6 protein-coding genes are annotated in these 13,539 nt (G+C 55.7%); 4 read left to right on the forward strand and 2 right to left on the reverse strand.

Annotated features, from left to right (window positions below; genetic code table 11):
- The first annotated feature begins 1 nt into the window (after window position 1).
- Window positions 2-6,067, forward strand: a complete 6,066-nt coding sequence (locus AC1RKC_RS14295) for a DUF637 domain-containing protein (protein ID WP_261136248.1) — start codon at window positions 2-4, stop codon at window positions 6,065-6,067.
- Window positions 6,064-6,447 carry a hypothetical protein gene (locus AC1RKC_RS14300; protein WP_176984593.1) on the forward strand — a complete coding sequence of 128 codons (384 nt, stop codon included), beginning with the start codon at window positions 6,064-6,066 and terminating at the stop codon, window positions 6,445-6,447. Before AC1RKC_RS14295 ends, AC1RKC_RS14300 begins: the two co-directional genes overlap by 4 nt.
- A 466-nt stretch (window positions 6,448-6,913) precedes the next feature.
- Here AC1RKC_RS14300 and AC1RKC_RS14305 read toward each other — a convergent pair whose 3' ends face one another.
- Window positions 6,914-7,996, reverse strand: a complete 1,083-nt coding sequence (locus AC1RKC_RS14305) for a LacI family DNA-binding transcriptional regulator (RefSeq protein WP_493092621.1) — start codon at window positions 7,994-7,996, stop codon at window positions 6,914-6,916.
- Window positions 7,997-8,361: 365 nt separating this feature from the next.
- On the opposite strand from AC1RKC_RS14305, the gene AC1RKC_RS14310 reads away from it, so the two are divergent.
- Complete coding sequence (locus tag AC1RKC_RS14310; protein WP_020828141.1) at window positions 8,362-9,669, forward strand: MFS transporter; 1,308 nt, start codon at window positions 8,362-8,364, stop codon at window positions 9,667-9,669.
- An 11-nt stretch (window positions 9,670-9,680) separates the two neighbouring features.
- A complete protein-coding gene (locus AC1RKC_RS14315; RefSeq protein WP_493092622.1) occupies window positions 9,681-12,047 on the forward strand; it encodes a glycoside hydrolase family 31 protein in 2,367 nt (788 codons plus the stop codon).
- A gap of 6 nt (window positions 12,048-12,053) precedes the next feature.
- On the opposite strand, the gene xseA is transcribed toward AC1RKC_RS14315, so the two are convergent.
- The gene (gene xseA / locus AC1RKC_RS14320) at window positions 12,054-13,430 is read right to left on the reverse strand and encodes an exodeoxyribonuclease VII large subunit (RefSeq protein WP_020828139.1); all 1,377 of its coding nucleotides are present in this window, start codon (window positions 13,428-13,430) and stop codon (window positions 12,054-12,056) included.
- Between the last annotated feature and the right edge of the window lie 109 nt (window positions 13,431-13,539).

A 13,539-nucleotide genomic window follows, 5' to 3' on the forward strand; every position in this document is an offset into this window, starting at 1 on the left:
TATGGACAAGCCTCTTCATCCGCTGGCGCGCGCCGTCAGCTACCTGCTGATTTACACCACGGCGCTGACGCCGCTGCATCCGGCCTTCGCTGCTGGCATCAACGCCGCCAACGGCAACACCCAGGTACACATGAAACCTGGCAACGTGCCGGTGGTGAATATTGCCACGCCGAACGGTGCGGGAATTTCGCACAACGTCTATAAGGACTTCAACGTCGGCACGCCAGGCGCTGTGCTCAACAATGCCACCCAAGGTGGCAAGACCCAACTGGGCGTAATTATAGAGAATGCCAAAGGCAACCCGAATCTGAAGGGGAAGGCGGCGGAGCTCATCATCAATGAAGTCACCGGCGGTAGTCGCTCTGAGCTGCAGGGTAAACTCGAGGTGTTCGGCAACAAGGCCAACGTGATGATTGCCAACCCCAATGGCATCACCTGCGACGGCTGTGGTTTTATCAATGCCCCGGGCGTGACGTTGACCACCGGCAAGCCGCAGTTCGACAAGCAGGGCGCACTGGAGGCGTTGGAGGTCAAAAAAGGCGGCGTCACCATCGGGGGCAAGGGACTCGATGGTAGTGGCGCCGACTACGTCGACATCCTCAGCCGTGCCACTGAACTCAACGGCAAAATCAACGCCAAAAACCTATCGCTGACTCAGGGGACCAACCGCATCAGTTTTAAAGACGGCACGGTAAAACCCATTGCCGGCGACGGGGCCAAACCGCAACTGGCGGTCGATACCAAGGCGCTGGGTGGCATGTACGCCAACAAAATTCGCCTGGTGGCCACCGAGGACGGGGTGGGTGTCAACCTGAATAATATCAATAGCGCGCAACAGGATATCACCTTGACCGCCAATGGGCGTATTGAGCTGGGACACGCGCATGCACAGACGGATTTGAACGTCAGCGCCAGAGAGGTTCATATTGCCTCCGGCGTTAAGGTGCGTGGCGAACGTGACGTGACGCTGGCGGCCGATACGCTCAACAACAACGGTAATGTGACTGCGCACCGCGATATGCGAGTGTTTGCCGACACGGTGCGCAACGTTGAGTTACGTGACGGAGACAATACGGCGTTACACAGCAACAATAATCTGTGGATCCAGAAGGATGCGCAGGGAAATAAGTCCAAACAGATAGAAAACCGCTCCGCGCGCATTCAAACCAACAGCGGCGATTTGGTGATACGCGCAGAGCAGGTGAATAATGTTAGAAACGTTGGAATTGTTAACAAAACCAAGCTGACGCCGACATCTACGGATAAAAACATGCAGGTGGCTAACGTCATGGCGGAAAGCGGCGACTATCCCGTGATCATCACCGCAGAATTGACATCGCCCTTACCGGAGAGATGGTTTGGAAAAGCGGATTTCAGCAATATTGAGCAGGGGGTTTTGGTAAACGACCAACAGACCTTGTTCGATACAGGGAAATGGTCGGCGCCCGCGGAAATCACATCCGGCCGGCATCTCTATATTTATGGTGATGACGTTTATAACCACAGCAGCCTACTGAGTGCCAAATCAGACCTGATCCTGACGGGGCAGAATTTCACCAATGAACAGGTGTCCACAGGAACACTGTTGAATTACATTCGTTATGTCCCTGATGAAAAAGCCAATAAGGAACATGGGAAAACCACCTTCAATCCGTTAACTGCAAAAGAGCTGCGGTTAACGAATTACTTCACTCGAGGTGATAACGTTCAAGTCTGGCAGTCCACTCTGTCCCCCTTACCCCGTGCCAGTTTGAGTGCCGGAAACAACCTGGTCGCAGATTTCAAAAACAAGATAGAAATCAAAACCCCAACGCCGTCTGAAAGTCAGTTCACGGAGGTGAAAACGACCGGACGCCTGGAGTCCATTAAGGCGCAAAACGTGGTGCTGCATGCGGCCAATATCATCAATACCGACGCCATTAACGCCAGCGGCAATCTCACCGCCATTGCCGAAGACCGCATCGTACTGGGGCAGGGCATTCTGTCCGCAGGTAAAGCGCTGGATTTGAGTGCCGGCAATGCCATCGATGCCTGGCAAAGCGAACTGAAAGGGCAGGATGTTACTCTGACCGCCCGTACCGGCGAAATAAAGGTGCACACCAGCGAGAAACCCCACTATTACCATCCTGACGGGGTGCGCTGGCTGGGCAGCCTGGAAGCCTCGCACGACTTGACGCTGACGGCGGGCAGCACTATAACCCTGGTCAATACACTGCTAGCGCAGAGTCGTAATATCAGCATGACCGCCCCCGGCAGCATCGGCATCATCAATAATGATGCTGTTCTGGTGCGTACCCGTCCCGGCGAAAACCTGTCGGCGGACCAGCGGTTGCAGTACTTCAACAACCTGCTTCAGGCTGGCACCATGAACGCGACCGGGTCGATAACGATGAACAGCGGCAGCGGCCTGTCGCTGAACGGCATCAAAATGACGGCCGGGGGGAATGTCAACCTTAATGCCGCACAGAATATCGACCTTAACATGCGCCCCCTGGGTGATGCCTACCGTTCTCTATTTGCTGCGACCCGCACACCCGAATTACGCAGCCAGGTCAAGGCGAACGGCAACCTGCTAATTAACTCGGGGCGCGATATCGGCCTGCAGGGCAGTGACGTGTGGGCAGGCGGCGATGCGACGCTGATTGCGGGACAGACACTGTGGCTGGCAGCTGTAGGTTATTCCGCTATCGATGCAACCAATGACAACAACAAGGACGACCGTCAGTGGGTCACTGGCCTGCACGGTGGCAAGACACTGACCCTGTCCGCCAATCGCGATATCCTAACCTATGGCTCACACCTTTCGTCTGACGGCAACATGACGCTGACCTCCGGCGGCGACATGCGCTTTGAGGCGGTGCAGAACCACAGCTATCGTGAAGGCGGCAAAGAATTTACCGAAACACGCACTCAGCAGGGCACAGAACTGAGTGCCGGCGGTCTGCTGACGGCCATTGCCAACGGCAGCATCCTGTTCCAGGCGACTAAACTGCAGTCGAAAGGGCAATCCGGGCAGGTGAATACACCCGCAGACCTTTCTGGGGTTGATGCTGTATTTTCAACGGCTGAACGCCTGGCGCAGGAGGCCAGACAACGATTTGACCAGGCGATGAATAACCGGACTCAGGCCGAAGGTCAGCTGAATGACCGTCGGCGCGAGTTGGACAGCGCACGACAGCATCCTGATACCTTATCGTTGTTCAATGTTGGCGCACACCCCATTACCTCGTCGTCGTCCCGATTTGTTTCAGTGCCGAGCTATAGCGGAGGGGGCGCCAATTATGACGCTTCGGCGTTGATTGATAACCAGGCACACCTCGACCGGTTATTGCAAGAAGGGGGCCGGGCATTTGTCAATAATGTTCTTCAATGGGGAGATGTTTCGGCACCGACTCAAGACGGTGTCAAAGTCGGGAACGCGATAAAAGAATCGACCATCGAGGAATATGACAAAATTCGTCAACGCCTGATAGACAGGCAGAACGCGGTCAATAACGCTCAGAACGCGTTCACTACGGCTCAACACGCATTCGACCAGGCCCAGCAACAGATCGCGCAGCCGACGAAAGAAAAAAATGCTGCTGAAAATCAACTGAATGTGGCGCGGGCGGAAAGACAGCGCCAGTATGATGCGGAGAGGCAACGTAAGGATCAGGAAAACGCCAGAAACAGGGAGCTGGCGGTCCGCACCGGTTCCATGGATATCGCCGCCAAGGGCGGCTATCTCTATGCCCAGGCGATGGAAGAGTCCAGCCACTACGAGAAAACGGAAACCAAGCGCAAGTGGTGGGGTAAAAAAACTGAGGTCAAGCAAACCCGCCATGACGTGACCAATAAGGTGACCGAGTTTACCTCCCCCGGCAATATCACCCTGATGAGCCGTGACGACAGCACCTATGAGGCGAGCAAGATTGAGGCCGGTAAGAATGCCCGACTGACCAGTACCCACGGACAGGTCAACTTCCGTGCGGTGAAAAACACCAACTTCGAACAGACCGTCACTAATTCGAAAGGGTTCTTCATCAAGCAGGCCAACAAAGGGTACGAAGACAATAAGTGGGTACTGCCGAGTATTCATACTGGCGGTACGTTGACGGTCGATGCCGCCAAAGGCGTCAGCGCCGACGTGAAGGTGAGAAACGGCCAGGTGCTGCAAAGCGCCATCGATGCGCTGGGCAACACGCCGGGCACCACCTGGGTCAAAGATCTGAACAAGCGCAATGACGTGCAGTGGAATAAGGTCAAGGACGCCTACGACAGCTGGGATTACAAGAGCCAGCATCTGAACCCGGCGGTGGCGGCAGTGATTGCCATCGCGGCAGCCGCAGTGACGGCGGGCAGTTCGCTAACGGCGCTGGCGGCCAGTAATGTCGCCGGGGCCATTGGCGGCGGCGCCGTTACCAGCGGCGCGGTTACGGCTGGTATGTCATCGTTGGCCTCTCAGGCGGCGGTGGCGCTGGTCGAAAACAGAGGCAATCTGTCAAAAACCCTGAAAGTGCTGGGCAGTAGCGAGAGCGTGAAGGCGACGGCCACGGCAATGGCAGTGGGGGGCGCGCTCAACGGCTTCGACAGTGCGATGGGCTGGAGCAAGGACGCGGCGGGCAAACCGCTCAACCCGAACAACGTCAAGCTGCCACAGCTGAGCAATGGCGACTGGAGCAAGGTGGCGCAGCGTGTGGCTGGGCAATCGGTCATCAGCTCTAGCCTGAATACGACCATCAATGGCGGCAGCTTCAAAGACAATTTGACCAATGCGCTGCTGGCGAATATTGGCAGCCAGTTTCAGGCTGAGGGTGCCAACCTGATAGGGGATAATGGTCAGGTTCTCGGTGTACCGGGCCGGGCCGTGAGTCATGTGGTGCTAGCGGGAATCAGCGCGGAAATCGGCAGAGGAGACGGTAAAGGGGCCGCTGCCGGGGCATTGGCGGCGGAACTGGCCGGGGTGATCATCAACGATAACCTGGTAAAAACCGAAGGATGGCAGGAGCGTCAGTCACAAATCAGCCGTGTTGCAGGTGCCTTCGCGGGAGCTATAGCTACCGGCAAAGCCTCGGGTACCAACAGCGGTGCAAACGCGGGTGAATTTGTTGAACGCTTCAATCGCCAGCTGCATCAGGAAGAACTCAACGCTATTAAAGTGCTGTCGAAGGGCGACAAGGAAAAAGAAGCGCGTCTGATGGCAGCATCTTGCCGAAAAGTAGCCTGTACCACGCAGGAAGCGTTAAACTCGGAAGAGCGCAAGCAGTTTGAAGACCTGATGAAGAAATACCCGTCAACGCGGGACGAAGATGGGCTTATTGCCAACTACTGGGTGCAAAAAGAGCGTCAGCGCTTCGGCAACTACCCGGCGTTTGCCGGTTATGACAGTGAAAAGTTATTCACGTATGACTTGGGTGACCAGATAACCGACAGCCAGCTGTTTGCACGAAACCAACAGATAGAGCAAATCAGCAAGCTGACCGGATGGTCGCCGAGCTGGGTGAATGCCTCGGTGATGGCGGTTTCTATCGCCAGTACGTTTGCCGGTATGGGTAAAGCGAACGTCGGCAACCAGTACCTGTCATCCAAACTGGTAGGGCCAACCAATGCCTGGAAAGGGTATCTGGTCAATGAGAAGACCATCCAGCAGGCTGCTACGTTCAGACAGCAGGTGTTGGATGCCAGGGCGCCATTTGCGGAAAAAATCCGAAAGAAAGGAAATGCCGCTGTTGCACAAATCGATGTTCCTGGTATGCCGAAAACACTTGCGGCACACAGCAGGATCGCTAAAGCAGAAAAAAGTTTCATAGGTGATGGCAACCAAAACTTTAAATATGAAAGCATTAAAAATGCTGATGGTATGCTCATATCTAGGAATACGGATTCTGAGTACAAGATTCTTGACAATTTAGCTGATAAGTTGGGCAACAATGTGTCAGCTAAGGGGAGAGTAACCATTTTCACTGAACGTGCTGCATGTGAGAGCTGCTTGGGTGTTGTTGATCAATTCCAGAAAAAATACCCTGGAATAAAAGTAGAGATTCTCGACAACAACGACGTAATGCTGATTCCCGGGAGGTTGAAATGATGGATGACGAACGCATGACTTATGAAGAATTGCGAACCGAGTATTTAGATTGTTTTTATAGCTGTTGCAGAAGTCACATTACTGCTTTTAATAAAAATGGTACAGCCTGGGAATATGGTATAGAAGAAATAGGGTATGCATCTTACCAATACGAAAATGCACCATTATCGCCTGTAGAAAGGTTAATGCTGAAAGTGTTTACACTCATTCTTATGGCCGGTAGAGGGCCTAAAGATATTGAGAATAATTACCGAAACTCAATTTCAGCCATTTTGGAACAAACGAATCTTGAATCTCTAATTGAAGGTATTGGCGAAGATGAAAAAAGTGACTTGCTTTATGATATGGAGTTGCTTGGATTGCTTGAGAAGCCTGAGTAACTTCCTGTTCCCAAAAGTATGAGATTAAGCACGTTTTGCGCATGCAGGTGCTAGCGAAGGTAACCAAGTAACACTGCAGGCCAGGATTGTCGTAAATCTAACGTCCTTACGAACGGCTCTTTGGAGCCGTTTTTCTTGATTTTGTATTCCACATAAACGTCGACATATCTCACCGAGCGATGGCCATCCTCGGGCAGCTGGGGCGCACCAACTGGAAATTTACTCTATCCATGAAGCCTTTTTGTGGCCTTACCGGCGTCCCCGCTGCGCAGTTGAGGCCTCGTCTGCCAGCTGCGTGATGAAGTACGGTACCGCGCCTCCTTCGCAGACTCTGTACGTGGCTTAGGGTGAGTTTTGGCAAATACAAACCTAAACATTATTACTGCCATTATCCATTAGTTCACGCCAATACGCGATGAACCAAAAAATTGCCCTCAATAATGAACGGGGTGTCACTAAGTGTAGTTCAGACATCGTAAAGACGGTGGTCATGGGTGCTGACCGCCGGGCTGGTTTTATGGGGACTGATGCGTTTGACCGAGGCGCGTACCGCCAGTTTGCCGTATAGCAGCAGGTTACAAGGCGGTGCATCGGCGCGCAGCATGCGGCGTTGCAGCAGTTGGATCGCCTCATAACCCAGTTCGTCGCGCGGTACCTGCACCGAGGTGAGCGGCACGTCGTGAATTTCCGCCAGATTGAAGCCGTCGGTGCTCATCACCGAGATATCGCCCGGCACGCTCAGCTGCAGTTTATTCAGCGCCTTGACCGCGCCGACCGCCATGTAGTCGCCACCGGCAAGAATGGCCGTTGGCAGCTGCGAGCGGTGGCTCACCCGGTTGATAAAGGTGGTAAGCGCCTGCTCCGCTTCTTCGCTGCCGAAGCCGGAAGTTGTCACCAGATGGCGGCCGTCGTCAAAGGCGATATTGTGCCGCGCATAGGCTTGTTTAATACCCGCCAGCCGCAGTTCCATGGTGTGGCGGCGCAGGCATTGCAGATTCAAAATATGGCTGTGCCCTTGTTGCACCAGATAGTTGGCGGAGAACTCGCCAATCAGTTGGTGATCGGGTGACACGCTGTCGAGCCGCATCTGGCGGTCGGTGCAGTTAATCAGTACGCAGGGTTTATTCAGGTCGGCGGCCAACTGGTGAATGTGTTCGTCGTCGATGCCGATAATCAGCGCCGCCTGAGTTTGCGGATCGCTCATTTTTTCCAGAAACAACGCGCCGTCGCTGTGCAGTTCTTCCAGCCCACAATAGCGGATCCGCACTTCATGCTCAGCTAATGCGGCGGAGATCCCCTGGATCACCTTGTAGTAGAAGATATCGGTGCGCACATCAAAAGCGCGCTGGGGGGCGAAGACCATCACGTTATTGAGCATCAGCCTGCCGCTGGAAATGCCCTGCAGAATGCCGTTCTGTTGAGCGCAGGCCAACACCTTTTGTCGAGCTTCGACGCTGGTATTGGACTTACCGGCTAATACACGTGAAACGGTGCTGATCGACAGCCCGGTTTGCCGGGCAATTTCCTGTATTTTCAGCTTTCCGTTCATTCTGTGATCTCCTTCAAATTCGGTAATGAAAATATTTTCACGGTGTTTTTTCAGCGTACTGTCAGGCTTCTGTCGCCATTATGGCGAGCTTTTATTCTATGCATGAGAATTTTTGCAAAAAACCTCGTTTCGCTCACGCTTCCGGCTGGCTAGTCTGAATTGGTATACCAACTTTATAGATTTATCAGTCCAATTAATGGACTGAATTATAAATAAAACGAAAATAAATCATGTGGTTGTGATCGTGATGCGTTGGTCTTTGTTAGACATACCGCAGTTTTCCACGGCCCATACCTTCGATACCAAAACGTACCCTACCAAAAGGCGCGCTGTTGCACCGGGCAGCCGTCGTGGAGAGAAGACAGATGAGTGTTGAAATTAATCAAAGGGTCGCCGATACCGGCCGGCGCAAGTTCAAATCGCTGCGCTGGTGGATGCTGGCGCTGTTTTTACTGGGCGTAACGGTCAACTACATCACCCGTAATTCGTTGGGCATTCTGGCACCTGAACTGAAAACCAGCCTCAACATGACCACCGAGCAGTACTCCTGGGTGGTGGCGTCGTTCCAACTGGCCTATACGGTATTTCAGCCGATCTGCGGCTGGCTGATCGACGTTATTGGCCTGAAGATGGGTTTTCTGATCTGCGCCAGTATCTGGGCGGTTGTTTGCATGCTGCATGCCGGCGCGGGCAGTTGGGTTCAACTGGCTATCCTGCGGTTCTTTATGGGCGGGGCGGAAGCGGCGGCCACACCGGCCAACGCCAAGGCGATTTCCGACTGGTTCCCTAAAAAGGAGCGGCCGATCGCCGCCGGTTGGGCGGGCGTCGGTTTCTCTATTGGCGCCATGCTAGCTCCGCCAATTATCGTGATTGCCCACGTTTCCTTTGGCTGGCAGGGCGCTTTTTTGTTCTCCGGCGCGCTGGCGTTGATCTGGGTAGTTTTGTGGTGGTTGTTCTATCACTCGCCGCAGCAGCACCCCAATCTGAGCCAGCAGGAACTGGATCTGATCCGCGAAGACAATGAGCCGGAACTGCCCAGATTGCCGTTTCTCAAGTCGCTGGCGATTTTGTGCCGCAACAAAAAGTTCTATGGCATCGCCATTCCGGCCTTTCTCGCCGAACCGGCCTGGGCGGTGTTCAGTTTCTGGGTGCCGCTGTACCTGGCCACCGAGCGCGGCATGGACTTAAAGCACATCGCCATGTTTGCCTGGCTGCCGTTTTTGGCGGCGGACATCGGCAGCGTTGCCAGCGGCTATCTCACCACCCTGTACCGCAAATGGTTCGGCTGCAGCCGCGTCAACTCGGTGGTCGCCAGCTCGGTGACGGGCGCCTTTATGATGGTTTCGCTGGCATTTGTGGCGATCACCAAAGATCCCTACGTGGCGATCGCCCTGATCTCGATCGGTGGCTTCGGGCACCAGGTGATCTCCTGCATGCTCAGCGCGCTGGTGGTGGAGTCGTTCGATAAAAACCAAATGGCGACCGTCAACGGCATGCGCGGCTCCAGCGCCTGGATCGCCAGCTTCCTGTTTACGTTGCTGATCGGTGCGGTCTCCGACACCGTCGGTTTTAACCCCTTATTCATCGCCATGGGCTTCTTCGACCTGATCGGCGCCCTGTTCCTGATTGCTTTGATCGCCGAACGCGGCGGTAAAAAAACACTCAATAGTTAAGTTGGATGCCTATGAAAACCTTAAAAAACTGGACGCTGGCAGGACAGTATGCCGATCGTATTGAACTGCTGGTCGATGAACGCCATCTGTTTTGCCTGTACGTGTTGGAAAACCACCTGTGTCGCGTGTTGATCAAGCGCAGCGGAGAGCTGGCGCTGGATCGCACCTGGAGCATTGCGCCACAGACCGACGTGCCCTGGGAAGGGCGCGACCGGCTGAGCGTCGCCGGTTTCAACCTGCCGGGTTACCACTTGCAGCAGCATGAGGATCGGTTGGTGCTGACCACCTCTGCGCTGCGCGTGACCGTGCATCAGCCGCTGTGGCTGGAATGGGAACACTGTAACGCCGCCGGTGAATGGCGTCCGCTGGCAGCCGATCGGCCCACCAGCGCCTATTTGCTTAACCCGCACGGTGACGGCGTGGCCCATTATCAACGTCGCCATGCCGCCGAGCGCTATTATGGCCTGGGCGAGAAGGCCGGTGATTTGGAGCGCAGCGGCCGCCGTTTTGAAATGCGCAATCTGGATGCGATGGGTTACAACGCCGCCAGCACTGACCCGCTGTACAAGCACATTCCTTTCACCATCACCCGTGGAGAAGAGGCCAGCTTTGGGCTGTTTTACGACAACCTGAGCAGTTGCTGGCTGGATTTGGGTAACGAGATCGACAATTACCACCTGGCCTATCGCCGCTATCAGGCCGAGGCGGGGGATTTGGATTATTACCTGTTCCTCGGGCCAAAGGTGCTGGATGTCACCAAGGCGTTTGTACGCCTGACCGGCAAGACACACTTCGGGCCAAAATGGAGCCTGGGCTACAGCGGATCCACCATGCATTACACCGATGCGCCGGATGCTCAACAGCAGCTACGGCAGTTTATTGAGCTTTGTCACCAACATGACATTCCCTGTGACTCCTTCCAGCTGTCCTCGGGTTATACCTCGATCGGCAACAAGCGTTACGTGTTCAACTGGAACTACGACAAGGTGCCGCAACCCAAGCAGTTGAGTCAGGCTTTCCACGATGCCGGATTGAAATTGGCGGCCAACATCAAGCCGTGCCTGTTGCAGGATCATCCGCAGTATCAACAGGCGGCGCAGTTAGGGCTGTTTATCCGCGATTCAGAAAGCGATAGGCCGGAGCGTTCGAGCTTTTGGGACGACGAAGGCTCACATCTGGACTTCACCAACCCGGCGGCAGTGCACTGGTGGCAGCAGGGCGTGACTCAGCAACTGCTGGAAATGGGCATCGATTCCACCTGGAATGACAATAACGAATATGAAGTGTGGGACGGCGAGGCGCGTTGCCACGGTTTTGGCCAGCCGATCGCCATCAAACATATTCGCCCGGTGATGCCGTTGCTGATGATGCGTGCCTCGATGGAGGCGCAGCAGCGCTTTGCCCCTGAGCTGCGGCCGTACCTGATTTCACGCTCCGGCTGTGCCGGTATGCAACGTTATGTGCAGACCTGGAGCGGCGATAACCGTACCAGTTGGCAAACCCTGCGTTACAACATTCGCATGGGGCTGGGCATGAGTCTGTCCGGTTTGTACAACCTCGGGCACGACGTGGGGGGGTTCTCCGGCGACAGGCCGGACGCCGAACTGCTGGTGCGCTGGGTGCAAAATGGCGTGATGCATCCGCGTTTCACCATCCACTCCTGGAACGACGACGCCACGGTTAACGAACCCTGGATGTACCCTGCGGTGACGCCGGCAGTGCGCGAGGCGATTGCTTTGCGTTATCGGCTGATGCCGTATTTCTACACCTTGCTGTGGCAGGCCTGCGTCGACGACGAACCGATGCTGCGCCCGACCTTCCTCGACCACGAGCATGATGAGCGCACGCTGAACGAAACCGATGATTTTATGATGGGTCGCGACCTGCTGGTGGCCAGCGTGGTGGAGCAGGGGCAGCGTCAGCGGCCGGTGTATCTGCCGGATAACGGCGACGGCTGGTACTGCTTCTACAGCGGCCAATGGTTCAGCGGCGGCCAGGCGGTGCTGCTGGAGGCGCCGCTGGAGCGCTTGCCGCTGCTGGTACGTGCCGGTGCCGCGATACCTTTGTCGTCGCGATTGGCGCATGTTGACGTGACGGCGGACGATCGGCGCGAGCTGAAGCTGTATCCGCTCAAAGGCTGTGGTAGCGCTTCTGGGCTGTTATTCGAAGATGACGGGGAAAGTTATGGCTGGCAGCAGGGCGATGCGCTGTGGCTGCGCTGGGAGATGCTCAGCGACACTCAACGCATCATGCTGAACATCACTGCCGAAGGCCGGTTCAAACCGGCGTGGCAGACGTTGGCCTGCAGTTTGCCAACTGGAGAGACGCGAGAACTGTGGATTAACGGCGTACCGGGCAGCCGTTTTACGCTGGAGTAAGCGGGATTATTCGGCCGCGCGTTTCTTGCGCGGCTTTTTGGCAACGGTGATGGTTTTCACCTCGCTTTCCACCCAACCATCCTGCAGACGGGTTTTCAGCAGTTCGCCAACCTGAGCCTGCTTGGTGGTTTTCAGCAGTTCGCCGCGCGGGGTTTGCGTCACGCTGTAGCCGCGGGCCAGCGTCGCCAGCGGGCTGACGGCCTCGAGTTGGCTGCAGGCGACGCCGAAGCGCTGGCGCAGGCCGTTAAGCTGGCGATCCCATGCCTGCTGCAAACGGTATTCCTGTTGCTGCACGCGTTGTTGGTAGCGGTGAATACGCGCCTGCGGTTGCATCTGCGCCAGCCGTTGCTGAACCCGCTCGCTGCGACGCGAAGACAGACGCAGTTGGTTTTGCATGCCGTCTTCCAACCGACGTTGCAGTTTGAACAACAGCGTTTGTTGGCGCGCCAGACGCAGGTGCGGGTGCTGCTGCTGCAAACGGTGGTTGATGCGGGTGAACTGCTGCTGGCGCTGCGCCAGGTAGTAGTCCATCGCCATTTCCATCCGCTGTTGCTGTGATTGCAACTGACGCAGCAGTTCCAACTGATTGCGACTGACCAGTTCGGCAGCGGCAGAAGGGGTTGGCGCACGCAGATCGGCGACAAAGTCGGCAATGGTGACGTCGGTTTCGTGGCCGACGGCGCTGACAATCGGAATGCGGCTGGCGAAAATCGCCCGCGCAACGCGTTCGTCGTTAAAGCTCCACAGGTCTTCCAGTGAACCCCCGCCACGGCCGACGATCAGCACGTCGCACTCGTCACGGCGGTTGGCCGTTTCGATGGCACGTACAATCTGCAGGGGGGCTTCCGCGCCCTGCACCGAAGTAGGGTAGATAACGATGGGCAATGACGGATCGCGCCGTTGCAGCACCTGCAGCACATCGTGCAGCGCCGCGCCGCTGGCGGAGGTGACCACCCCGACGCGTTTGGCCGGGCTGGGCAGCGGCTGTTTGAACTGTTGGTCGAAAAGGCCTTCGGCGCTCAGTCGCTGTTTTAACTGATCGAACTGCTGTTGCAACAGGCCGTCGCCGGCGGGCTGCATGCTTTCGGCGATCAGCTGATAGTCGCCGCGCGGCTCATACAGCGTGATGCTGGCGCGCACCAGCACCTGTTGGCCATTTTGCGGGCGGAAGGTAGTACGACGGTTAGTGTTGCGGAACATCGCGCAACGCACCTGCGCGCGGTCGTCTTTCAGCGTGAAATACCAATGACCTGAAGACGGCTGGGAGAAGTTGGAGATCTCGGCGGAGAGCCAAATCTGGCCCATTTCCATTTCCAGCAGCTGTCGAACCGTCTGATTCAGGCGGCTTACGGTAAAAATGGAAGGCGAAACAGGTATCGACATGTGACCCAGATCAAATTTCAAAACAAGCACTTAATTGGTCGATACTACATGGCTGAAAAAGGTAATCAAGAGTTTTTGTGAGAAAGTGCTGGAGGCAACCGATTACGCT

The organism is Serratia sp. GW822-FHT06E05 (assembly GCF_058799445.1).